Annotated in this window: 21 protein-coding genes and 1 riboswitch; of the genes, 10 read left to right on the forward strand and 11 right to left on the reverse strand. The window is 43.3% G+C overall.

The annotated features are described in order from the left end of the window. Nucleotides 1-377: 377 nt before the first annotated feature. The 3 genes from ACOQOE_RS06440 to ACOQOE_RS06450 all read left to right on the forward strand — a co-directional run bounded on the left by ACOQOE_RS06440 (nt 378) and on the right by ACOQOE_RS06450 (nt 3,158). Nucleotides 378-1,751: an alanine/glycine:cation symporter family protein gene (locus ACOQOE_RS06440; RefSeq protein ID WP_420555465.1), complete on the forward strand. Its 1,374-nt coding sequence runs from the start codon at nt 378-380 to the stop codon at nt 1,749-1,751. Nucleotides 1,752-1,948: 197 nt separating this feature from the next. Continuing rightward, nucleotides 1,949-2,422 carry a c-type cytochrome gene (locus ACOQOE_RS06445; RefSeq protein WP_067861784.1) on the forward strand — a complete coding sequence of 158 codons (474 nt, stop codon included), beginning with the start codon at nt 1,949-1,951 and terminating at the stop codon, nt 2,420-2,422. Nucleotides 2,423-2,501: 79 nt separating this feature from the next. Continuing rightward, nucleotides 2,502-3,158, forward strand: coding sequence for a cytochrome b/b6 domain-containing protein (locus tag ACOQOE_RS06450; protein WP_067861781.1), 657 nt, complete (start codon nt 2,502-2,504; stop codon nt 3,156-3,158). 103 nt (nt 3,159-3,261) lie between these two features. On the opposite strand, the gene ACOQOE_RS06455 is transcribed toward ACOQOE_RS06450, so the two are convergent. From ACOQOE_RS06455 to cydD, 3 genes are all read right to left on the reverse strand, one after another. Continuing rightward, nucleotides 3,262-4,632, reverse strand: coding sequence for a class II fumarate hydratase (locus ACOQOE_RS06455; protein WP_067861778.1), 1,371 nt, complete (start codon nt 4,630-4,632; stop codon nt 3,262-3,264). 156 nt (nt 4,633-4,788) lie between these two features. Then, nucleotides 4,789-6,420 (reverse strand): amino acid ABC transporter ATP-binding/permease protein, encoded by a 1,632-nt coding sequence (locus ACOQOE_RS06460; RefSeq protein WP_420555249.1) that lies wholly within the window; start codon nt 6,418-6,420, stop codon nt 4,789-4,791. After that, a complete protein-coding gene (gene cydD, locus ACOQOE_RS06465) occupies nt 6,413-8,125 on the reverse strand; it encodes a thiol reductant ABC exporter subunit CydD (RefSeq protein WP_420555250.1) in 1,713 nt (570 codons plus the stop codon). Before cydD ends, ACOQOE_RS06460 begins: the two co-directional genes overlap by 8 nt. Nucleotides 8,126-8,225: 100 nt before the next feature. On the opposite strand from cydD, the gene ACOQOE_RS06470 reads away from it, so the two are divergent. Continuing rightward, on the forward strand, nt 8,226-9,551 hold the full coding sequence (locus tag ACOQOE_RS06470) for a sigma-54 interaction domain-containing protein (RefSeq protein ID WP_420555251.1): 1,326 nt from the start codon (nt 8,226-8,228) through the stop codon (nt 9,549-9,551). A gap of 99 nt (nt 9,552-9,650) precedes the next feature. Here the strand turns inward: ACOQOE_RS06470 and cydX are convergent, their stop codons facing one another. The 8 genes from cydX to ACOQOE_RS06510 all read right to left on the reverse strand — a co-directional run bounded on the left by cydX (nt 9,651) and on the right by ACOQOE_RS06510 (nt 16,742). After that, nucleotides 9,651-9,746: a cytochrome bd-I oxidase subunit CydX gene (cydX, locus tag ACOQOE_RS06475; protein WP_067861767.1), complete on the reverse strand. Its 96-nt coding sequence runs from the start codon at nt 9,744-9,746 to the stop codon at nt 9,651-9,653. A 9-nt stretch (nt 9,747-9,755) separates the two neighbouring features. Further along, on the reverse strand, nt 9,756-10,892 hold the full coding sequence (cydB, locus tag ACOQOE_RS06480) for a cytochrome d ubiquinol oxidase subunit II (protein ID WP_067861764.1): 1,137 nt from the start codon (nt 10,890-10,892) through the stop codon (nt 9,756-9,758). After that, nucleotides 10,885-12,468, reverse strand: coding sequence for a cytochrome ubiquinol oxidase subunit I (locus ACOQOE_RS06485; protein WP_067861761.1), 1,584 nt, complete (start codon nt 12,466-12,468; stop codon nt 10,885-10,887). Before ACOQOE_RS06485 ends, cydB begins: the two co-directional genes overlap by 8 nt. Nucleotides 12,469-12,691: 223 nt before the next feature. Next, nucleotides 12,692-14,005 (reverse strand): FAD-dependent oxidoreductase, encoded by a 1,314-nt coding sequence (locus ACOQOE_RS06490; RefSeq protein WP_420555252.1) that lies wholly within the window; start codon nt 14,003-14,005, stop codon nt 12,692-12,694. 491 nt (nt 14,006-14,496) lie between these two features. Further along, complete coding sequence (locus ACOQOE_RS06495; RefSeq protein WP_420555253.1) at nt 14,497-14,964, reverse strand: GNAT family N-acetyltransferase; 468 nt, start codon at nt 14,962-14,964, stop codon at nt 14,497-14,499. A gap of 110 nt (nt 14,965-15,074) precedes the next feature. Further along, a complete protein-coding gene (locus ACOQOE_RS06500; protein WP_420555254.1) occupies nt 15,075-15,428 on the reverse strand; it encodes a YkgJ family cysteine cluster protein in 354 nt (117 codons plus the stop codon). 154 nt (nt 15,429-15,582) lie between these two features. Beyond that, complete coding sequence (locus tag ACOQOE_RS06505) at nt 15,583-16,170, reverse strand: cytochrome b (RefSeq protein ID WP_067861749.1); 588 nt, start codon at nt 16,168-16,170, stop codon at nt 15,583-15,585. Between the two features lie 161 nt (nt 16,171-16,331). Then, a complete protein-coding gene (locus tag ACOQOE_RS06510; RefSeq protein ID WP_420555255.1) occupies nt 16,332-16,742 on the reverse strand; it encodes an STAS/SEC14 domain-containing protein in 411 nt (136 codons plus the stop codon). 157 nt (nt 16,743-16,899) lie between these two features. Next, a riboswitch (cobalamin riboswitch) is annotated at nt 16,900-17,164 on the forward strand. 95 nt (nt 17,165-17,259) lie between these two features. Between ACOQOE_RS06510 and ACOQOE_RS06515 the strand changes: the two genes are divergently transcribed. From ACOQOE_RS06515 to ACOQOE_RS06540, 6 genes are read left to right on the forward strand one after another with little or no spacing between them, the layout of a single operon-like run. Then, nucleotides 17,260-18,102: a DUF4198 domain-containing protein gene (locus tag ACOQOE_RS06515; protein WP_420555256.1), complete on the forward strand. Its 843-nt coding sequence runs from the start codon at nt 17,260-17,262 to the stop codon at nt 18,100-18,102. Nucleotides 18,103-18,114: 12 nt separating this feature from the next. Beyond that, on the forward strand, nt 18,115-18,735 hold the full coding sequence (cbiM, locus tag ACOQOE_RS06520; protein ID WP_420555257.1) for a cobalt transporter CbiM: 621 nt from the start codon (nt 18,115-18,117) through the stop codon (nt 18,733-18,735). After that, nucleotides 18,728-19,318: a hypothetical protein gene (locus ACOQOE_RS06525; protein WP_420555258.1), complete on the forward strand. Its 591-nt coding sequence runs from the start codon at nt 18,728-18,730 to the stop codon at nt 19,316-19,318. Before cbiM ends, ACOQOE_RS06525 begins: the two co-directional genes overlap by 8 nt. A 4-nt stretch (nt 19,319-19,322) precedes the next feature. Continuing rightward, on the forward strand, nt 19,323-20,105 hold the full coding sequence (gene cbiQ, locus ACOQOE_RS06530) for a cobalt ECF transporter T component CbiQ (RefSeq protein ID WP_067861737.1): 783 nt from the start codon (nt 19,323-19,325) through the stop codon (nt 20,103-20,105). A gap of 10 nt (nt 20,106-20,115) precedes the next feature. Further along, nucleotides 20,116-20,862 carry an energy-coupling factor ABC transporter ATP-binding protein gene (locus ACOQOE_RS06535; protein ID WP_231867901.1) on the forward strand — a complete coding sequence of 249 codons (747 nt, stop codon included), beginning with the start codon at nt 20,116-20,118 and terminating at the stop codon, nt 20,860-20,862. Beyond that, nucleotides 20,859-22,241: an MFS transporter gene (locus ACOQOE_RS06540; RefSeq protein ID WP_420555259.1), complete on the forward strand. Its 1,383-nt coding sequence runs from the start codon at nt 20,859-20,861 to the stop codon at nt 22,239-22,241. Before ACOQOE_RS06535 ends, ACOQOE_RS06540 begins: the two co-directional genes overlap by 4 nt. The last annotated feature ends 47 nt before the right edge of the window (nt 22,242-22,288 follow it).

The raw sequence follows: 22,288 nt of genomic DNA on the forward strand, positions 1-22,288 counted from the left end.
AGTATATTTCCCTATCTATAGGGATATATGAAGTTATTTATTTGGAATATCTATTAATTTTGAAGCCATTATCTAGTTAAAGTGACTTATCTTATTAGGAACCACTATTTGTCATAATAGGGTTGTAACTGTTAAAAGGGTAATGCTTTTAGCTGTTGAAGTAGTTTTGATTAAAATTATTGGTGCTGTGACCGTGGGGAACTAGATTTTAAACAAAATAATCGATTCAGCAGTAGGCTTGCGGCTCTATTACAGGTAGTGGTTAGCTGTTCTTTTGTGTTAATGAAAACATAAAAAGTGCAGTGCAGCATGTACTAATAATAAAAAGCACAAGAGTAAACAAACCTCAATTAAGACAAAAATATCGAGGAAAAATGATGGAAGCATTAACCGGTTTTATCACTATGGTTAACGGCATCGTATGGGGTCCCATGATGCTTGTATTGATTCTAGGTGTAGGCTTGTTCTTACAGTTAGGATTAAAACTGATGCCAATCTTTAAGCTTGGTACTGGTTTTAAACTTATGTGGAATGGTCGTAAAGCGACTGATTCAGAAAGAAAAGAGGGTGACATTTCTCCATTTCAAGCGTTGATGACTGCTATGTCTGCAACGGTGGGTACTGGTAATATTGCAGGTGTTGCTACTGCGGTATTCTTAGGTGGTCCTGGCGCTCTTTTTTGGATGTGGTGTACTGCGCTAGTAGGTATGGCGACTAAATTTGCCGAAGCGGTACTAGCGGTTAAATACCGTGAAGTAGATGAAGAGGGTAACCATGTTGGTGGCCCGATGTATTACATCAAAAATGGTCTTGGTAAAAAATGGGCTTGGATGGGTACACTTTTTGCCATTTTCGGTACGATTGCCGGTTTTGGTATTGGTAACACCGTTCAGTCAAACTCAGTTGCATCTGTTCTTGAATCGAATTTCGGTACGCCATTATGGGTGACGGGTGTTGTTTTGATGGTGCTAACAGCAGCTGTTCTATTGGGCGGTATTAAACGTATTGGTGCTGTTGCGGGTTCGCTTGTGCCTTTGATGGCGATCAGTTATTTGGTTGCTGGTCTTGTTGTATTAGCGATTAATGCTGATGCTATTCCTCATGCACTTGATCTTATTTTTACGTATGCATTTACAGAATCTGCTGCCGAAGGCGGTTTTGCCGGTGCTGCTGTTTGGGCGGCGATTCGTTTCGGTGTGGCGCGTGGTGTGTTTTCCAACGAAGCGGGTTTAGGTTCTGCGCCTATTGCCCATGCGGCGTCCCAAACTAAAGATCCTGTTCGTCAGGGTTTGATCGCGATGTTAGGTACATTCCTAGATACTATTATTATCTGTTCTATCACTGGTTTAGTAATTATTACATCAGGTGCATGGACCTCCGGTGAGTCCGGTGCAGCATTGACCTCAGCAGCCTTTGCTCAGGCGCTTCCTGGTGTGGGTAACTATATTGTTGCTATCGCGTTAGCTATTTTTGCTTTCACAACTATTTTGGGGTGGAGTGTTTATGGTGAACGTTGTGCTGAGTACCTGTTTGGCGTGAAGATTATTGTACCTTTCCGCATCCTTTGGATTCTAGCTGTACCTGTGGGCACAGTGGTTGGTTTAGAGTTCGTATGGTTGCTGGCTGATACGCTTAATGCGTTGATGGCGATCCCTAACTTAGTAGCCCTTGCGCTATTGAGTCCGGTTGTATTCAGCCTAACGCGAGAGTACTTTGAGAAGCAAGCTGCTGAATCATTAGCAGGTAAGTAAACGGAAAATTAAAGCTCAAGCATAAGATTCTGGGTTTTAATAGTCGAATTAACCGGGCTTAGGCTCGGTTTTTTTTGGTCTGTTTTATGGTGTTTTTTACATAACTTTACAGATTAATTTTTAATATTAGATTATTCTTACTTAGTGGGAATGATATGATTAGTTCTAATAAATAAACACGTGAGGAGAGTCTGATAATGGAAAAATTTTTTAAGGCCGCATTATGCGCAACACTACTAACGACAGCCGTTTCACCTGCCATGGCGGAAGATTTTCCCTTTGAAGATCAAATTGAAGGCCGTCAAGGTTTCTTCCAAATGATGAAGTTTAATATGGGTGTACTTGCTGCGATGGCTAAAGGGAAGCGTGATTATGATGCTGAATTGGCTCAAGCGATTGCCAATAACTTGAAAAACGCGGCGGCAATGGATAATGGGCTGATGTGGCCTAAAGGTTCTGATATGGATGCTGAAGGTTTGTCTGACGTGACAAAAGCTAAAGCAGACATTTGGGCGGCAGATTCAGATATTGGTGAAAAGCATAAAAACTGGGTAGCGGCGACAAATACTATGGCTGAAAGTGCAGGTCAGGGTCTTGACGCATTACGTGGTGCGATTGGTCCTTTAGGTAAGTCATGTAAATCTTGTCACGACAATTACAAAGCTAAGTAAAAAGATCTAAAGGTAGCCTTATTGTTTAATAGGGCTACCTTCTATTGAAACCTTTAATGGTATAAGGAGTATTAAATTGATGGTTAAAATTTGGGATCTACCGACCCGGATTTTCCACTGGGTGCTAGTTTCACTGTTTCTGTTTCTGATTTATAGCGGTAATTGGGATGACAGCCTGATGCAATGGCACTTTTATAGTGGCTACTTATTATCTGGTTTGATTCTTTTTCGTGTTTTATGGGGTGTCGTGGGTACTTATTATGCGCGTTTCTGTTCTTTTATTGTTTCACCAATCAAGGGGCTGAGTTATCTAAAATCGACTGTTAAAGGTGATACATCAGAGCATTTTTATGGCCATAACCCTGCTGGCGCCATGATGGTTGTGATGCTTATTTTACTGCTTATGCTGCAAATCGCTTCAGGCTTAATAACCTCAGACGAGGTTTTATGGGAAGGCCCTTTTTATGCGAGCGTAAGTGATGAGCTGGCAAGTTTAGGCGCAGAAGTTCATCATACTGTACAGCTTATCCTACAGTGTTTAGTTGGGTTGCATATTTTGGGTGTTATTACACATAGCATCTTATTTAAAGAGAAGCTGGTGGCTTCTATGGTGACGGGAACGAAGAAAGACTTAGGTAACGCAAAGCCTAGAGAGTCTGTTAACCCTGTTGCTTTGTTAATGTGTATCGCATTGAGCGTTGCTTGGGTGTATTACCTGTTTGGTTTACCTATCTAATATATGCCTCTTTTAGTTTAAGGGAGAGTTCTGACCTCCCTTATCCATTTCTTATACTGACTTAAATTTAACCTCTAGCGCTTAGACTATTTTAGATAAGGGTTTAGGTTAAGTTCTTTGGATCCAATAATCGACTTAACTCATCAGCGTCCATACCTGTTACCTCGATTGCTACCTCAAGTACGGTTCTTTTTTCGGCGTAAGCTCGCTTAGCGATGATTGCGCCTTGTTCATAGCCGATAACTCGATTGAGAGCGGTAATTAAGATAGGGTTTAGAGCTAAGGTTGATTCCATACGGTCAATATTGATCGTCATTTTTGAGATCGCTTTATCTGCGAGTAAGCTAACGCTGTTGCTTAATAGCTCAATGCTTTGAATTAGGTTGTGAGCAACAAGGGGTAGCATTACATTAAGTTGAAAATTACCGGATTGACCTGCAAGGGTGATACAACAATCATTGCCTATTGCTTGCGTAGCAGCCATTGCCACGGCTTCTGGAACGACAGGATTCACTTTACCCGGCATGATGCTGCTGCCCGGTTGTAACACCGGCAAGCTAATCTCACCTAATCCAGCTAATGGTCCACTGTTTGCCCAACGTAGATCATTAGAAATCTTTACTAAGGCTACCGCTAAGGTTTTGAGTTGGCCGCTTAACTCTACGGCGGTATCTTGGCTGCTGATAGCAGCAAAGTGATTTGGCGTGACTTCAAATGGTAAGTTAGTGAGTTGGCTTAACTCAGCGCATACTTTTTCTGCAAAACCTTCAGGGGCATTGATGCCTGTGCCTACCGCTGTTCCACCAATCGCTAGTTGAAATAGCCGTGGTTGTACATCGAGTAATCTATCTTTTGATTGTTCTATTTGTGCTTTCCAACCACTTAATTCTTGAGCGTAAGTGACAGGCATGGCATCCATTAAGTGAGTGCGTCCGGTTTTAACGACCTGTGTTAAGGCTTCTGATCGGTCATTAATAACTTGCATCAGCTGTTCTAGGGCAGGGATGAGACGTTCATTCAGTAGTAGGGCTGCACTTAAATGGATGCAGGTCGGTATGACATCATTGGAGCTTTGGCTCATGTTAACCTGATCATTAGGGTTAACGGGTGAATTTAGTTGTTTAGCGGCCAAGTGGGCGATGACTTCATTTGCGTTCATATTGGTGCTGGTGCCAGAACCTGTTTGGAACACATCCAAAGGAAAATCATGGTCATAATGCCCACAACTAACATCTTTAGCCGCACACTGGATCGCAGCTGATACCTCTGCATCCAGTATCTTTAATTCTGTATTGGCAGCTGCACAAGCAGCCTTTACCAAGCCAATAGAGCGAATAAATACTCTAGGCATGGTGATGCCGCTGATGGCGAAATTATCTACAGCACGTTGGGTTTGAGCGCCGTAAAGGGCGTCGTTTGGAACTTGTACGTCACCTAGGGAGTCGTTCTCTATTCGGTAGTTATTTTTGTCCATGAGTTCACCTGTGATAGGGCTTATGTCGCTTTTTAAGTTTAGTCTAGGTGTGGATAAATATGGATTCCCTTCTGCCTAAGACAAAAAAATAACCTTGGCTATCCTTTGATACTAACCACCCTGCGATAGAGTTGTTCGCTATTATTTAGGCTGTTTTTACACGGCGGTTAATTCAAGGCGTTGATCCTTCGCTGTGATGAAATCATGCTCATGGCTGCTGCATAACACGATCTTGTCGGCCCAGTGTGCTCTTAATTGCGAGTAAATTTGGGCTGCAAGGGTGCTATCCATACCGGCAGTAGGCTCATCGAGTAGGATAAATTGAGGGTTTTGGAGTATCAGGCGAGCTAAACCAATTCGCTTACGTTCGCCGCCGGAAGGTTGCCATTCACCCTCGCCTAACCACGTGTCTAGACCGTTAGGAAGCCTTTTTGCCCACTCTCCCAATTCAACAATATTGAGTGCATGCCTAATGGCTTGCTCTGAGGATGTGATATTAAGTGTTAGGTTATCCCTAAGTGTGGCGCGGAGTATATCGATACGTTGTGGCATAAAGCGGATCTCATCTGCGTTTAAACCGGTAAACTCTATGCTGCCAGCACTAGGAGCGAGTTGTCCATAAATCAGACTGAGCAAGGTGCTTTTACCTACGCCGCTACTTCCATTTAGCCAGATCCAATTCGGTCCATCATACCTAAGGTTAAACTGCTTAAATATGTCAGTTTTTTGCTGTGGGTAGCGGTAATTAAGCTGGTTGATGTGCAGGCCGATAGTGCTGGAATCCGTTTGCGTGAAAGTCCGTTTGTCGAGTGTTTCTGTGTTGTTCGTGAGGTTGTCTTGGAGACGACCTAACGCGGCTAAACCAAGACCTAGGTTTGCTAGAGCTGGGCAGTTATTAAGTAATACTTCAGCACTGCCTAAGGTTAATAATAGGAGCATAAAGGCATAAGCGCCTTCAAGCTGACCTTGCTGGAAAGCTAATAAACCCTGCCAAAATATGAGTACGGTCATAATAATCAGAATGGCTTGGGTGAGTAGTAATATGTGTTGTTGGCGTTGTACTGCCATGGATTCGTAGTTATCGGACTCTTGGGCCTGTTTTTGTAGGTATTCTCCACTGTGTTTTAGGCGCTCAAATAGAGTCAGTGTTCTCATATTGCTTAATAATGCACTGGCAGATAACCATTGTTCGCTGTGACGTTTATGTAAAGTGGACTCAGATTGTAAGACGCGATGGCTATACAGCCAAGGCATAATAAACGTTGCAAATATTAAAGGGATGATAACCCATAGTATTAACGCTGGTAGTACTAGATATAAAGTTACTAAATAGGCGACCATAACCAAAAAGCTGACTGCAGCAGGAAGTATTGCGGAGAGATAGATCGCTTCGATATTTTGAATATCTTGTAAGAGACGGCTGGAGGTTTCGTGGCGATTAAGTTGTTGTTCGTTCCAGTTCAAGCGACTAATGAGACGGAATAGATCTGCCCGCAAATTTGAGATGATTCTAAAGGTTGCTTCGTGACTACTTAAACGCTCGCCGTAGCGCCCTGCGGTTCGTGACATAGATAAGCCGCGGACTATAGCGCCTGGGGCAAAGAAATTAAAAGAGTGTGCGGCCACAGCGCTTAGCCCAGCTAAGGCCGCAGCACTGATAAACCAGCCCGAAACCGCGAGTAGAGCGATACCTGAATAGGCAGTAATAACGGCAAGAAGAACCCCAAGCAACGCCATTTTATACTCTTGCCGGAGTAGTTTTAAATAGTGCCGTTTGACATTATTCATGTGATTCTCCTAAGGCTTGCATAGTAATGACTTTATTGAAAAAGTGTTGATCTGTGGGCCGGTGGCTGGTCATAATGAGTATGCCCCCTTGCTCCACATAGACGGCTAATTGCAACATAAAAGCTTGAGCGGTTGCTTCATCAAGGTTGGCGGTGGGCTCATCTAAAAGTAATAAACGAGGTTTGTGCAGAAAAACGCGAGCTAAAGCGATACGTTGTGCTTGCCCACCTGATAGATAGCCACCCTGATCACTAATTATATAATCCAGCCCGCCGGGGAGTGAGCTAATAAGCTCCTCTATTTGTGCGTCTTTGAGGGCTTGAAATAGTGTTTCATCTGAGAAATCACGACCAAGGCAAAGATTCTCTCGAATACTGGCGAACAGTAGTTCAGGGGTTTGGGTCATATAGCCAATTTGTTGCTGCCAGTCTGGATGTTGGTAGATGTTATGTTCAACCTCATTAAGTTTTATCTTGCCTTGATGAAGAGGATATAACCCCGCCAAGGTATCTAGCAGTGTTGTTTTACCTGAACCCGAGGGGCCGTTGAGTAACACTCGATCTTTCATCTCTAGAGTAATAGAGATAGGCGTATGAAGAGGTCGCTCTTTAGCTCCCGCTTGAACGGTATCAAGTTGTAAGCTGTCTATTTTAGGGAGAGGCTGTTGTTCTAAATTTAATTCGTTGCTCGATACCTGAGAGGCTAACTTATTAAGCGTGAGCAGATGTTCGGCAACGCTCGTTGCGTCCGCTTTGGCGTGATATAAGGTGCTGAGACGACGTAAAGGTAAGTAAAATTCAGGCGCAAGCATCAGGAGGAACACACCTTGGCTCAAGCTTAGGTCATCGCTCCAACTCCCCAGTTGATATTTATCGAGAAAAAATAAGCCTAGATAAACAGCGACTAATGCCACACTAATGGCGCTAAAAAACTCAAGTATAGTGTTTGATAAAAATGCGAGACGTAAAACTTTCATGGTGGTTTCGCGGAATGATTCTGACTTTTGGAATAATTTATCCGCTTCTTGCTCTGTAGTGCCGGCAAGTTGGAGTGCTTGTAGATTTTTTAGCCGGTCAGACATTAAGTTGCCAAGACGGTTAAGCTGTTGGAGATTATCATGACTTGCTTGCCCTGCTTTTTTCCCTACTAGAATCATGAATAAAGGCACTAATGGGGCAGTTAATGCCAATATAATAGGCACTAGCCAGTTAACGGTAGCCGCTGCAATGATTACCGCAATTGGCATCAAAACCGCTAAATATTTTTGCGCACTATAATCCGCAAAGTAGAGCCGGAGGCTATTAATTTCAGTACTGAGCAGGTTGCTAAGCTCCGCGGTCTTAAATCGAGGGAAAAGTCGAATATTAAGGGTAAAGCAATGGTTGAGTGCAAATTGCCGTAATTGACTGCGTATCTTAATGCTAGCCTGATTAGCGATGTTGTTTTGCATGTAGGTCGCTACGGCTTTTGTCAATAAACTCAGCGTTAAGACAAGCCAAACTTGCGCAGTGGGTAGTGTTTTTTCCGGTTGAAATAGGGCGTTATCTAAAATATCAGCCACGACAAACGCAAATAGAATTGTCATAGCGATTTGCAGAAGACCAAGCAGTATGGATAACCGGTTTTCCCGTTTGCCATGCAGACTAAATTGGCGAAGCAGATCTGCTGCGTCCTTAAACTGTGTTTTTTTAGACTCTTTACCCATGGTTTATATGTTAACTCTAATGTTTGGCTATTTATGCTAGCTCTAAAAGTAGGTTTTTGTCATTATTGACAGATCTTTGACAAATTTTGGGGTGGAAACGATGACCTATAATAACTGGCTTGCATCCATCACTAATGTTTTGGAGAGCTACCATGAGCCTGCGGTGCTTTTGGATGAACACTATAATGTAGTGGCCTCTAACCAACACTATACTCATCGTTTTAAGCCCTTGCCTAGGGATGGTTATGCTAAGTGTTATGAATTGTCTCACGGTTATCAACAGCCTTGTGATATGGAGGGTGAGAGCTGTCCAATGAAGGCAGCGCTTGAGAGTGGCTCTACCTCGAGTGTTTTGCATATTCATAATACGGCGCAAGGCAAAGAGCATATGCGCATAGAGACCACTCCTATTACTGATGAACAGGAACGTCGTTACTTTATTGAAGTAATGAAACCCGTTAGTGAAGTGAGTGCTGAACCTATCGCCAATAAAATGATTGGGCGAAGCCCTGCATTCAATAAACTGGTCGACCTGATTCAGCGAGTAGGTAAAACGGAAACGAGTGTATTGCTGACCGGGCCATCGGGTAGTGGTAAAGAGTTGGCTGCACTGGCTCTGCATGATGTGAGCCAGCGTACTCGAAAGCCTTTTGTTACGGTTGAGTGTTCTGGTTTGACCGACACACTTTTTGAAAGTGAAATGTTTGGCCATATTAAAGGGGCTTTTACGGGGGCAACGAGTAACCGTAAAGGTTTGGTGGAGTCTGCACGAGGAGGTACTCTGTTTCTTGATGAGGTGGGCGATATCCCTTTGCATCTGCAGGTTAAATTGCTGCGTTTGATTGAAACGAGAACATTTCGTCCAGTAGGGGAGAGTCAATCTTATGAGGCTGACTTTAGGCTGATCTGTGCGACTCACAAAAATCTTCCAGAGATGGTTGCAGCGAATGAATTTCGTGAGGATCTTTACCATCGTATTAGTACCTTCCCCATTCGATTGCCCTCGCTTGCGGAGCGTAAAGAAGATCTGCCTTTGCTGGTCAAAAGTATTTTGTTGAGGATTGATAGCGGTTCGCCTCTTAGACTTGATAACGAGGCTATTGCGTTGCTGGAGAAGCAGCCATTTACAGGTAATATCCGCGAATTGAAAAATATTCTTGAACGAGCTGTTGTGCTCAGTGATAGACCAGAGATCAATGTTGCGACTCTGCAGCAGGCTTTGGCATTGAGCCTTTATGTGCCAGAGAATGGTAAAAATACACCACAAGGATTGTTGGCGTTGGCACAAGCTCGTTGCAGTCTGGTAGAGGTTGAGCAGGCTTATATTAGACAGCTTCTGGCTCATTATACTGATAAGTCCGAAGTCGCAGAGATTGCTGGATGTAGTCTGCGTACTTTGTATAGAAAGTTAAAAGAGGGGGAGTGACCGTGCTTAATTCAAAGGTACTGAATCTTGTTTAGTCTTCCCCTATAAATAGGATGATTTATAGGGGGCTAACATGAGGTTAGCCCCTTAAATGTTTTTCTATTCTTCGTCGAAGTGATTTTCTAGCCACATAGCGTTGATAATACCAAAGCTACATGCCAGCAAGACGCCTAAAATCCAAGCAAAGTACCACATATATCTCTCCTAATAATTAGAAACGCTGTTCTGTTCAATAAATTCAGGTTCGATTCTGCGCCACATTTTGTAGTACCCCCACAAGGTGTAAATCAAAATAATAGGCACAAAGAACATGGCTACCCAGAACATTATCTCTAGTGTAAGTATGCTTGATGTTGCATCCCAAAGGGTTAAGCTGCTTGCCAAATCAGTTGAAGAGGGCATTACGAACGGGAATAACGTGGAACCCGCTAGTAAAATGATCGCAGTAATATTGACTGCACTGAAGGTAAATCCCCATCCCGCTTTTCCATATTTTGCCAAGAGACTAACCAATAGTGGCAAGACCACAGTTCCTGCGGCTAATAGCCATAAAGCAGGTAGCGTCGTAAAGTTACCTAACCAGTTTTCGGTTAGAGCGACCTCTTTACTTAGCGGGTTTGAATTTGCGTCAGAGATCACCTCAGAGGTAATTTCATAACCTGGGATCATCCACATAATAGCAGCGCCCGCAATTAGCATAAGCACGGCCAATACAGGCCCAAGTAATGATGCGTATTTTTGCGCACGAACTTGAACATCACCCCCTGCGCGCATCTGTAACCAGACAGCGCCATGGAGTAATAGCATTGCGACACTTGCAAGACCGCAGACCAATGCGAATGGGTTAAGCAGTGCCCAGAATGAGCCTGTATAAGTTGAACGGGTTAGTTCATCAAAGTGGAAGGGCACCCCTAAAAATAGGTTGCCAAATGCCACACCAAATACAAGGGCGGGAACAAAGGAGCCTAGGCATAAACCAAGATCCCAGTTATTACGCCAGCGCTTACTGTCCATTTTACTACGATATTCAAAACCTATAGGGCGAAAGAATAAAGCAAAAAGGACGAGCAGCATTGCCCAGTAGAAGCCAGAAAATGCGGTGGCATAGACTAAAGGCCATGCAGCAAAAATAGCGCCGCCGGCAGTGATAAACCAAACTTGGTTTCCATCCCAGTGAGGCCCAATAGTGTTGATGATGACACGTCGTTCTGTATCGGTTTTACCGAGCAGGGGTATCAACATGGCAGCACCTATATCGAAGCCGTCAGTGACTGCAAATCCGATAAGTAGTACGCCGATCAGTAACCACCAAATGAGTCGCAGAGTTTCATAATCAAACATGTTGAGCTGCTCCTTTATTTTCATCTAGCGAAGGTTCGTTATCATAACGCCCGGTACCTAAAGCACTTGGGCCTTTGCGGATGTACTTAACCATGAGGAACACTTCAATCACAAGGAATACGGAGTAAAGCGCCGCAAATCCGAAAATACTCATCCATAGGTCAGTTTCGCTGAGCGTTGAGGTCGCAACATAGGTGGGTAAAATCTCACCTATCGCCCAAGGTTGACGCCCAAATTCTGCAACAAACCAGCCCATTTCATTTGCGATCCAAGGTAGAGGGAGTGCAAACATTGCGAACTTAAGCAGCCAACGTTTTTTGTACTCTTGGCGACGGGCTGTGTAGTAAAACGATAGGGTGAACAGAAGCAGCATTGTAAAGCCGCAAGCTACCATTACGCGGAAGGTCCAAAACATTGGTGCAACCTTCGGAATTGTATCTTTTGCTGCTGCTTTTATTTGCTCTTCAGTCGCGTCCACAACATCGGGCGTGTAGCGTTTGAGGAGCAAGCCATAACCAAGGTCATGATTAACAGCAGAGAACGCCGCTCTGTTTTCTGGCGTATCTTCACCATTACGCAACTTCATCAATAGAGCATAAGCGTTGATGCCGTTACGAATACGGCCTTCAGCATGCTCAATCAACTCTTTTATCCCCATGATTTCTTCATCGACTGATCGAGTTGCGATCAGACCGAGTACGTAGGGAATACGTACAGCCATGTCGGTTTCTTGGGTTTCTTCATTGGGTAAACCAAAGAGAGTGAAGGGTGCTGGTGCTTCGCTGGTTTCCCACTCGGCTTCCATTGCTGCCAGTTTAACTTTTTGTACTTCGCCTATTTCATAGCCGCTCTCATCACCTAAGAGAATAACCGACATGATAGAGGCGAGACCAAACGCTGATGCAATTGCAAAAGAGCGACGTGCAAAGCCCATATCTTTATTTCTTAGCATGTAATAAGCGCTAATAGAAAGTACAAAGATAGCACCAGTGACATAACCGCCGGATACAGTGTGAACAAATTTAACTTGAGCGACAGGGTTAAAAATTACTTCTGCAAAGCTGCTCATCTCCATACGCATAGTTTCGAAGTTGAAATACGCACCGACTGGGTTTTGCATCCAGCCATTTGCAATCAAAATCCATAATGCTGAGAAGTTGGAGCCTATAGCAACAAGCCAAGTCACCCCTAAATGTTGTACTTTTGTTAGTCGATCCCAACCAAAAAAGAATAAACCAACAAAGGTCGACTCAAGGAAAAAGGCCATTAAACCTTCTATGGCTAAGGGCGCTCCAAAAATATCACCTACATAATGAGAGTAGTAAGCCCAATTGGTACCAAACTGGAATTCCATCGTTAGACCAGTCGTAACACCAAGAGCGAAGTTGATACCAAAGAGCTTACCCCAGAAACGGGTCATATCTTTGTATACTTGCTTGTTTGTCATCACGTAAACAGATTCCATGATGGCTAGCAAGAAAGAGAGTCCCAATGTTAGTGGGACAAAAAGAAAGTGGTATAACGCGGTTAAGGCAAATTGCCACCGTGATAATTCCACAACAGTTTCAGATACCATAATTAATACCTTTACTTATTGCCGGTTCATTCGGCTATGTAGATGTGATAAATCTTAATTAAGCAGAAGCCGTGCCAGTTATTTCCTTGTAACTTAATAAGTTAAAAGAAAATAAAGTATACGCCTCGCCATTTTGGGTCGAATAGTCTTTTTTTTAGACATATTCAGCGCTAAGGTTCTTTTAATCTGTTCTTTTCTCGAACTTTGATGCTCGATTTTTACTTTAAACTGGGGTGTAACCGTGCAACATCACATCATATACGGGACGTATAAGTGACTTTTCCATAACCCAAGCGATTTCACTTTTATCAAGAGGGTCTACAACCGGGAAGGGTAATGTGGTCATGGGCTCTAGGCTATAATCAAACTCCCAAAGCATGGCGTGGCCAACATCTAAGATCATGGGGCAAGATGTATAACCATTCCATTGAGCGGTTAATGGCTGATCTGTGATTAATGCTTGTAGGTTTTTGGCAATAATCGGTAATTGAGATTTAACTGATGCTGCTGTTTTTCCTATAGGTGTACCTACAGTGTCGCCTAGGCCGAACACATTGGGGTATCGTTTATGCTGTAGTGTGTATTTATCGACCTCTAAATATCCTTTAAAAACTGTTTCATCCACTAACTCTGACTCCCGTAAGCTTTTTACCGTTGTCATAGGCGGTACTATATGTATGAAGTCCCAATCCATAGTACGTTGTGAATCATCAGCTAAAGTAAAGGTTGCGGTATGGGCTGCGCTGTCCAATGAGGTTAGTGTCTGCTCATAATTTGGAGTGATTTGTCGCTCAGCCCAAATCTCTTGTAAGCGTTTATCAAATGCTTTAACTGCAAATAAATAGTTTTCAGCGGTGAAGTATTCGAAATTAAACGCGTCTCTTTGTCCTGCTTGGCGCACAAAGTACTCTATTAGGTTTGTTGCTTTCATTGGAGCGCCTGCACATTTCATGGCTCCTTGGGGGCGAGTAAACAGAGCTTGGCCACCTTTGCTTTGTGCAAATGCTAGCGCTTGCTTGTGACTGGCTATACCTGCTTCAGGGCTTAGGTAAATACTCGCGATATTGCCTTGTCCAATTTCGTTGATATCTAAGCCTTCAATCATGTCGTAGCGTAGTTCTAAGCCTGTAGCAACAATGAGGTAGTCATAGTCGAGTGCCTGCCCTGATGAAGTAATCACTTGATTATTATCAGGTTTATACTCTCTTACGGCTTCTGAAATCCATTTTACTTGGCTGTCTAAATAGGTTTCATTATCTTCGATAACTTTATCTTCGCTTTTATAAGCACCGGCCAAGAGTAATGTTTGCCCAGGTTGGTACCAGTGATAGCCGCGTGGATCTACGATAGTGATCTCTGCGCCATTAAAATAATGTAGCAGCTTATTTGACAGGGCAAGACCACCCGCACCACCACCGGTAATAAGGATTTTTGCTTTTGTGTCAGTTTTGCTTAACTCCCAAGCACCAAAGCCAAACGCCCCGGCAACACCTAGGGCTGCTCCGGTTTTAAGTAAATTTCGACGATTAATGGACATAGTTATCACCTTTTTATAAATACTTTATAGGCTCTTGAAAGGGCTGAGAGTCTATGATTAATAGGCGTATCTGCTTTGATCAGAGCTGGCTGTTATGTTTTATCTTTAAATATTTAAAGCAGATTGCATGCCAGTTATATTCTTTCTGGTTATTTGCATATAACCAAAGGAGAGTAGTGGTAGAGCTAGCAATTTGAGCCACTTGTTTAGATTTCATTTGATCTAGTATTTGTCATATATGTCACTTTTTTTGACATATATTGTTTGTGAGGTGTTCTCAATCCACGTTATTTTTAAAGTAAGTCGCCTGAATGAAGGGTAAACCATCAGACTAAGTACTATATTAAATATATCTTATATATTGAATGTCTTATATTCAATGATAATGATAATGGTATTGGGTTTTGGTTTTTGGAGGGTTATTTCATAGAGGCAGTAAAAGGGGGATGCCTAAATCTATCCAGTAAACAAAATCGTTTCGGTGTGCTTCATTAAGGTTGGATGCTCCAAGACATGGAATAGTTTAGCAATGACTGTCCTCGTAAGTTGATGTGGTTTTCTTTGATGAGTTTAAAGCCTGATTTTTTGAAGAAAGGCATAGCAACTTTACTGGCTTCTACATGAAGTCTAGTTATTCCCTTTTTTTGAGCGACGATGAGAATATGTTGTAATAGTTGGCGTGCTACCCCTGAGCCTTGGTAATCTGGATGTACATAGAGGCAATCGATATGACCATCGCTCTCTAGTTCGATAAAGCCAATAATACGGTTTTTTTTCAGCGCTACAAATGGCTTTTTTATCAATAATCGTGCCTTCCAGCCAGTATAGTCAGGTGGTGTGGGAGCCCAAGCCTCTCGCTCTTCTTTTGAGTAAAACGACTGTTTTATGGGATGAACGGATGTATGAAATAAATTGGTTATTTCAACAGAATCGGATGGTCGATAAGCTCGGATGCGCATGGCTATGGCAGATATAAAATTGCAAGTATATAGTGTTGTCTGGCGGATTGGTTGCTGCAACTCAATTAAAGCGGCATACCGTATATAAAGAGACCCTGTAATGTTTGAGGCTAGACTAAAACTTGTCGAGTGGTGGCAATATAGCGGTGTACCTCTTGCTCAATCTCTGGCTCAACCATCTCTTGCGGTCGACAACCGTTAGGGCAGGCCATATTGGGTGTAGTGCCAAATAATCGACAGATGAGAGGGCGTTCCCCATAGACGGTGCAGCCATTGGGACCTAAGTGGACACAATTAAACTCTTTTAAGGCTGCATCATGTTCGGCATCCGATTTAACCGGTAGGCGAGAGATCTCTTCCGATGAGGTGGTCACCGGCCCGCAACAATCATGGCAGCCCGGTGTACACTCGAATGTAGGAATACGTTGACGCAGACGTGCAATAGTCTCGCGATCATTGTTCATGGGTGTGCCCTTTTCATCTCATTGATTTCTAGGGTTTTATACCCAAGGTATGAGAACCCGCTATTCTATTCGTTTGCGCTGTATTCTAACTGATTACTGACACTACTGTCGCTCACATGGAATACCATTGTGATTATTTTTAGCTTGTCTTTTATTATTTATCCGATGTCATTTTCAGCAGGGTCCTGTCGTGTTTTACAAAGTGATGGTACAAGGCTGCTAAAACATGTCCCAATATTAGAATCCATACTAACCAAGCGCCGAGTATATTTTTGTGGATAAAGTCGACCGGTTTTTCGAACTCTTTAAATGTGAGTCCTAGACTCTCCTGCACTAAAGATACGAAGATAGGGGTATCTTCAAATTTAGGTATATCGAATAAAAAGAAGTATTCTGTAGCGCCTCCAGTGCCTAAATAGCCCGTGAGAGGCATGATGATCATAATCGCATATAGTGCATAGTGACCGACTCGAGCAGCTTGATGTTCTAAGTGTGTACCCGGTTCTGGATTAGGTTTGCGGTTAGTTATACGCCAGATAATACGCAGTGCGACTATGACAGCAATGGTCACACCAATAGAAAAGTGAAGCTGAATCGCTGCCCAGTTTTCAGGTGTTTTTTCCTCTGTAAACCAGTGCCGAAAGTAAACAGTGATATAAGCGCCTAAAAAAAGAATAGCCGTCATCCAGTGTAACCATTTTGCAATTGAGCCGTAATTCTCGGCAGTGTTTCTGATACTCATTTAATATTCCAAGTATTGATTTTGTATATAGCTAAACGTTAACTCAAAAGCGAACGTCATACCGAACCAGCCAGCGTTAATATACCTAGCCATATAGCGACTGCTTTTAAAATGAAACCTAGTTTGGGATGTCTTTCTATTTCACCATTCTATGCAGCTGTTTAGCCACCTAAAGGATGCGATTTATCTATTTCCTCGTCATCCTCACCTTCATCATTAATCCAGCGTAAAGCCTCTAGTAGCTGGGTTAGTTTGTAGTGGCGCACTTCGCCTTGCATAAGATGTTTGGATATTTGTGTTGCCCAATCCATCCATTGTGCATCGCCGACTATGGCCATGCGGTGCAGGTCATTTGCATGAGCTACGCCGAACTTCAGGTCTTCCCATAGCGCGCCAGCCTCAAAGCCTGAAAAGTCAGGAGCGAATGTGATCAGTAATCGCACCTCTGGGTGCGTATTTTTGACATGTTCAAATAGAGGGATAAATGTTTCGGTATAGTCTTCTTGGGTTAGTTTGTCGTTGGCCTGTAATACGATGATATCGCCAGTTGTTTCAGGAAGAACGTAAAGCATAGAGGTGTCTTTTGTTAATGGGTGTAATTTCATTATAAAAGTAAAATGAATAGGGCGCTAATTGATAATTTTTAGCTGTATAAAATTCATAGCAAAACGAAAACTGCTCAATTGCAAAGTGTTGATTGCATGGGTATTGTTAACGGCTTATCTTGCCGCACATAAGTGCAGATTAGATGGTTTTAATCATTTGATCCGGGAAGTTGGTGCATCTAGGTTTTAATTAGCCAAAGGTAATCCCAACACTGCCCCCGCAACGGTAAATTGGTTAAGGTGTTTTGTATGCCACTGCATTAAGCTTATTTACGTTTAAATACGTGCTGTTTAGGTTATATGTGGGAAGGTGAAATACTCGAGACAGTGTTTTTATAAGCTCTGTTTCGCCAATGAGTCCGGATACCAGCGAGATAAAAATATTTACCATGGTGTTGCGGAGGGCTTCACCGAGTAATCGTTCAGTTGGTCTGAACATACTTATCCTCCCAACTCCGACACATAACTTGTTGGAGATTTTTCTGTGCTTAAAAATGTACTTTCTTTGGTAGCTATTAGTCTAGCTGCATCTCTTTTTACTTCTACAGCCCAAGCCCACTTTCAGATGGTGTATACCCCTGATCTATTACGGGAACGTGGTGGATTAATTAACCTAAAACTCCCCTTTACGCATCCTGCTGATAGCGGCTATGTAATGAGCGTGGAGCCACCTGAGCAGTTTTATGTAGTTAAAAAAGGTAAAAAAACGGATCTTCTGTCGGGTGTGAAAGCCTCGAAATGGACCAGTGCTGAAAATACAGGTGACGCTTACGAAGTAGATGTGGCGCTTCGTGGCTTAGGCGATCACCTTTTTGTGATGCAGATGGCTCCCTATTTTGAAGCGTCTGAAGAGGCCTATATTCAACAAATTGTTAAAACCATTGTTAATGTTGGTACGCTACCAACCGATTGGAATAAAGATCTAGGTTTAAGTGCTGAAATTGTTCCATTGACTAAGCCTTATGGCATTTTTGCGGGTGGTACATTTACCGGTGTAGTAAAAAGCAGAGGTAAGCCTGTACCTTTTGCAGAGATTGAGGTTGAGCATGTTAATTATGATCCAGATATGAAGAATAATCGTTTTTCTGCACAAGCGAATATGGATCTTCCCTCCGACCTTTTTATCACGATGACTATTTTCGCTGATGCTAACGGCACGTTTACTTTTGGTATCCCTAAAGCGGGGCAGTGGGGTTTTGCAGCATTAGGTGTAGGTGAAAAAACAGAGTTTAAAGGTAAAGAGTTATCTCAAGATGCGGTGATTTGGGTGCAAGCGCATGAGATTCGCGCTTCCGATAAGTCCGCGCAAAGTGATTTGTCTAACTAGGTAACAAGCTCTATGCATATTGTTGATGGCGCGTTAGCTGTTCCTGTTTTAGCGGTAGGGGCGGCTTTAACTGTAGCGGGTGTTGCTATAGGTCTAAAGAAAATGGATTATGATCACTTACCTCAGGTAGGTGTCTTATCCGCTGTGTTCTTTATCGCCTCTTATATTCATCTGCCAATAGGTTTTTCCAGTGTTCACCTTATTTTGAATGGCTTAATTGGTCTCGCATTAGGGTGGGCAGCTTTTCCGGCTCTTTTAGTCGCACTGTTTTTACAGGCTGTTTTCTTTGGTTTTGGCGGCTTTTTAGTCTTGGGCGTCAACGTAGTTAATATCGCGTTGCCGGCTGTTCTGGTGTATTACCTATGTGGGAAGGGTATTCGCTCAAGCTCGCCTAAAGTGGCGGCTGTATGGGGTGCTGCTGGCGGCGCTGGAGCGATTGTGCTTACTACGGTGATGGTCGCGTTCTCCTTAATGCTCTCGGGTGAGGCTTTTCTTTTAGCAGCAAAAGTGACCTTTTTGGCGCATATTCCGGTCATGATTGTTGAAGGCTTTGTTACGGCTGCGGCTGTGTTGCTTATTCGTAAAGTAAAACCTGAGTTCCTTAATATTAAGGAGTCTTCAGAGTATGCATAGATTAATTACGATATTGTTTTTGGGGTTATGTTCGCTCTCCGTTTCAGCCCATAACGTGGTTGGAGGTGTTTATGCTATTGGTAATCAGATCGAGGGTGAAGTTGGTTTCTCTAACGGTGACATGGCTGCTGCAGGCACGCTTATTAAAGTGACGGATGCTGAAGGTAATGAGCTTGCGAATATAAAAACCAATGATGAGGGACTGTTTTCCTATACAGCTACGCGACGTATAGATCATCTTTTCTTCGCTAATTTAAGTTCAGGTCACCTTTTAGAATTAACGCTACCGGCTGCTGAGTTGCCGGATAGTTTGCCTAGCGAATCAGTGACAGGAGTAAACCTAAGCCCTCAAACGATGGAAGTCGTCGCCCCCTCTGTGACCTCTAGTGACCAGAAAACCTTAGAACAGATGGTCGAAAGGGCCGTAGCAAAGCAAGTTATTCCGCTTAGAAAAGAGCTTGCTGAATATAAAGAAAAGGCGTCGCTGCAAGACGTAATAGGTGGGATAGGTTATATCTTTGGCTTGTGCGGTTTAGGTATCTGGTGGCGTCTGCGTCAACTGGATAAGCAGAGCAAAGGCTGATCTGATGCCTCAGTTTTTAGAGCATAGCGGCACCTCATGGAAAGGGCAAAAGGTTAAACATGATCTCTCTGTGATCGATAAGCTCGATCCGCGTCTGCGTGTGATAATGGTGACGTTGTTTGCTTTTGTAACTGTGCTGTCGGAAAGCTTTTGGGTATTAAGTTTAGGTGTTTTGGTTGGGCTTTTATTGGCTCTGCTTGCTCAATTAAATGTAAAGCGGACGCTGCGGCGAGTGATTGCAATGGATATGTTTATGATCTTTCTGGTCATTATGCTGCCCTTTACGACACCTGGTGAAGCGCTATTTACCGTTGCGGGATTATCCGCAAGTATTGAGGGCTTTCTGCACGCGCTGATGATATTGCTAAAAGCCCATGCGGTAGTATTGTCGTTATTGGCGCTGGTAGGCACGCTTAGTGCGACCACTTTAGGCCATGCCTTAGCTCATTTGCGAGTACCTGATAAACTTGTGCACTTGCTGCTTTTTACTGTGCGTTATTTGGATGTGATTGGGCAGGAATATAAACGTATGCGCCGAGCGATGCAGGCTCGTGCTTTTGTTTTACGAACTGATATGCATACATGGCGTTCCATTGGTTATCTTATTGGTATGCTCTTAGTACACTCTTTGGAGCGCTCGGAACGCATTATGGATGCAATGAAATGTCGGGGTTATAAAGGCCAGTTTTATCTGTTTGATGATATGGCATTAGGTACCCATGATTATCGTTTTATGGCGCTGTTCCTTCCTTTTTTATGCGGATTGATTGGGCTTAACTTTTTATGAAAATTTTTTTATGAGTGAGCGATCAATGGTTGAGTCTGAGTTGTCTGGTAAGTCTACAGCCCCTTTGATTCAGGTGAGAGGCTTGAGCTATCGCTATCCTCGCCGAGGGCTCGTGCTGGACGATGTGGATTTTCAGCTTAATCTGAGTGAACGCGTTGCTTTAACGGGGGCTAATGGAGCGGGGAAAACGACTTTATTACATCTACTAGTGGGCCTTAAAAAAGCAAAGTCAGGTGATATTTTTGCATTTGGTGAAAGTCGAAAAGAGGAAAGGTCCTTTGTTGATGTGCGTGCCCGTGCCGGTTTTTTGTTTCAAGACCCGGACGACCAGCTGTTTTGCCCGACTGTTTTAGAAGATGTGGCCTTTGGCCCCTTAAACCTAGGCAAGAGCCGCGAAGAGGCTTTAAAGATTGCTACTAATACATTGGCTTCGTTGGGGATGGCTGGCTTTGAGGAGCGTATTACCCATCAGTTATCAGGTGGTGAGAAACGTATGATTACTTTAGCTTCTGTATTAGCGATGGAACCTGAAGTATTGCTGTTAGATGAGCCGAGTAATGCATTAGATAGTAAAGCGCGTCAGCATTTGATTGATACATTAAAAACCTTACCTCAGGCGATGATCATTATCTCCCATGATAGTGATTTCTTAGCGCAATTAGCTACGCGAGAAGTCCGGCTAGAAGGGGCTAAGTTAAATCTTGTAGAGAAGCGTAAACTTGATACTGTCGGGTTGGTGGAGAAAAGTAACCAATGATTGCTGTTGCGACGCCGTTACTTAATTCAAACTTTCGCTGGCTTTTTTTAGGTCAGTTAGTTTCGTTATTAGGTACAGGGTTAACAACAGTTGCTTTAGCGCTGTTTGCCTTCGATCTTAAACCAAGTGATGCTGGTTTAGCCTTAGGTGTTGCTTTAGCCATTAAAATGGTCGCTTATTTGAGCGTAGCGCCTATAGTTGGTGGTTATGCTAATCGTTTACCGCGTAAAAAGTGGTTGTCGGGTTTGAATGCTGGTCGAGCCTTATTAGTTGCTTTATTGCCATTTTGTGACGCTATTTGGCAGTTGTTTGTGGTGATCTTCTGGTTAAATGTTATGGCGGCAGCTTATACACCGGTTTATCAAGCCTTGTTGCCTGACATTCTTCCTGATGAGAAAGAGTATACCCAAGCGTTGTCTCTCTCGCGTTTGGCCATGGAGGTGGAAAGCCTGCTAAGTCCTGCACTTGCTGCCGTAATTATATTTTTCACCTCTTATGAGTGGCTGTTTGAGCTTAATAGCGCAGGCTTCGCGCTATCGGTTGTTTTTATCTATATGACTCAACTGCCGAAGAGTAAGAGTAATGACCGAAGTGGTGGTCTTTGGCAGCATGTTAGTTTTGGTATAAAAAGCTATCTGAGGACACCCCGTTTATGCGCTGTATTATTGCTTAATTTAGCTTTATCCGCTGCGGGTGCAATGGTTATTGTTAATAGTGTTGTGTATGTCCGAGGCGTTCTTGGTTTATCGGAAGAGCAGGTGCCCTTACTTATGGTATCTGCTGGTTTGGGGTCTATGTTAGCCGCGCTTTACCTTCCCTCTTTATTGGAACGTTTTCATGATCGTTCGGTTATGTTGTGTGGTGGTGTTATTATCGTTGTGGCGCTGTTAGCAGGCATTGTCGGTCCTAGTTACTTAGGTTTGTTTCCTATTTGGTGTTTGATTGGTGTGGGGAGCAGTATGATTTTGATTCCGACAGGGCGCGTCGTCCGTCAGTCATGCAAAGAGAGTGATCGCAATGATTACTTTTCTGCTAACTTCGCCTTAACTCATGGGATGTGGTTGATTGGTTACCTTCTAGCGGGTGGTTTGGGCAGTGTGCTCGGTATGGAGCAGACGTTTATTTGGTTAGCTGTATTGGCTGGCATATCGACGTTGTTAGCGAGTGTTATCTGGAAAAGCCATGATCGCTATGAGCTTTGGCATGAACATTCCGAGCTGGAGCATCTCCATCCCCATACCCATGATGAGCACCATCAACATGAGCATGAGGGCTGGGAGGGAGCTGAACCACATACCCACCCCCATTATCATAAGCATCAGAAACATCGACATAAATATGTGATTGATGAGCATCACTCTTATTGGCCGAAACAATAAGGTTGGATACCCAAAGGATGTGGTCCTTTTTGTATCTTAGGTTTTTA

It is taken from the genome of Neptuniibacter marinus (assembly GCF_965223595.1).
GTDB classification, from domain to species: Bacteria; Pseudomonadota; Gammaproteobacteria; order Pseudomonadales; family Balneatricaceae; genus Neptuniibacter; species Neptuniibacter marinus.

Bases quoted from the DNA above. Each gene is read 5' to 3' on its own strand.
- ACOQOE_RS06535 (WP_231867901.1), top strand. From the start codon at position 20,116: ATGAGTGAGCGATCAATGGTTGAGTCTGAGTTGTCTGGTAAGTCTACA.
- cbiQ (WP_067861737.1), top strand. From the start codon at position 19,323: ATGCCTCAGTTTTTAGAGCATAGCGGCACCTCATGGAAAGGGCAAAAG.
- ACOQOE_RS06540 (WP_420555259.1), top strand. From the start codon at position 20,859: ATGATTGCTGTTGCGACGCCGTTACTTAATTCAAACTTTCGCTGGCTT.
- cydD (WP_420555250.1), bottom strand. From the start codon at position 8,125: ATGGGTAAAGAGTCTAAAAAAACACAGTTTAAGGACGCAGCAGATCTG.
- ACOQOE_RS06525 (WP_420555258.1), top strand. From the start codon at position 18,728: ATGCATAGATTAATTACGATATTGTTTTTGGGGTTATGTTCGCTCTCC.
- ACOQOE_RS06460 (WP_420555249.1), bottom strand. From the start codon at position 6,420: ATGAATAATGTCAAACGGCACTATTTAAAACTACTCCGGCAAGAGTAT.
- cydX (WP_067861767.1), bottom strand. From the start codon at position 9,746: ATGTGGTACTTTGCTTGGATTTTAGGCGTCTTGCTGGCATGTAGCTTT.
- cbiM (WP_420555257.1), top strand. From the start codon at position 18,115: ATGCATATTGTTGATGGCGCGTTAGCTGTTCCTGTTTTAGCGGTAGGG.
- ACOQOE_RS06485 (WP_067861761.1), bottom strand. From the start codon at position 12,468: ATGGTATCTGAAACTGTTGTGGAATTATCACGGTGGCAATTTGCCTTA.
- cydB (WP_067861764.1), bottom strand. From the start codon at position 10,892: ATGTTTGATTATGAAACTCTGCGACTCATTTGGTGGTTACTGATCGGC.
- ACOQOE_RS06490 (WP_420555252.1), bottom strand. From the start codon at position 14,005: ATGTCCATTAATCGTCGAAATTTACTTAAAACCGGAGCAGCCCTAGGT.
- ACOQOE_RS06450 (WP_067861781.1), top strand. From the start codon at position 2,502: ATGGTTAAAATTTGGGATCTACCGACCCGGATTTTCCACTGGGTGCTA.
- ACOQOE_RS06510 (WP_420555255.1), bottom strand. From the start codon at position 16,742: ATGCTTTACGTTCTTCCTGAAACAACTGGCGATATCATCGTATTACAG.
- ACOQOE_RS06500 (WP_420555254.1), bottom strand. From the start codon at position 15,428: ATGAACAATGATCGCGAGACTATTGCACGTCTGCGTCAACGTATTCCT.
- ACOQOE_RS06470 (WP_420555251.1), top strand. From the start codon at position 8,226: ATGACCTATAATAACTGGCTTGCATCCATCACTAATGTTTTGGAGAGC.
- ACOQOE_RS06440 (WP_420555465.1), top strand. From the start codon at position 378: ATGGAAGCATTAACCGGTTTTATCACTATGGTTAACGGCATCGTATGG.
- ACOQOE_RS06445 (WP_067861784.1), top strand. From the start codon at position 1,949: ATGGAAAAATTTTTTAAGGCCGCATTATGCGCAACACTACTAACGACA.
- ACOQOE_RS06495 (WP_420555253.1), bottom strand. From the start codon at position 14,964: ATGCGCATCCGAGCTTATCGACCATCCGATTCTGTTGAAATAACCAAT.
- ACOQOE_RS06455 (WP_067861778.1), bottom strand. From the start codon at position 4,632: ATGGACAAAAATAACTACCGAATAGAGAACGACTCCCTAGGTGACGTA.
- ACOQOE_RS06505 (WP_067861749.1), bottom strand. From the start codon at position 16,170: ATGAGTATCAGAAACACTGCCGAGAATTACGGCTCAATTGCAAAATGG.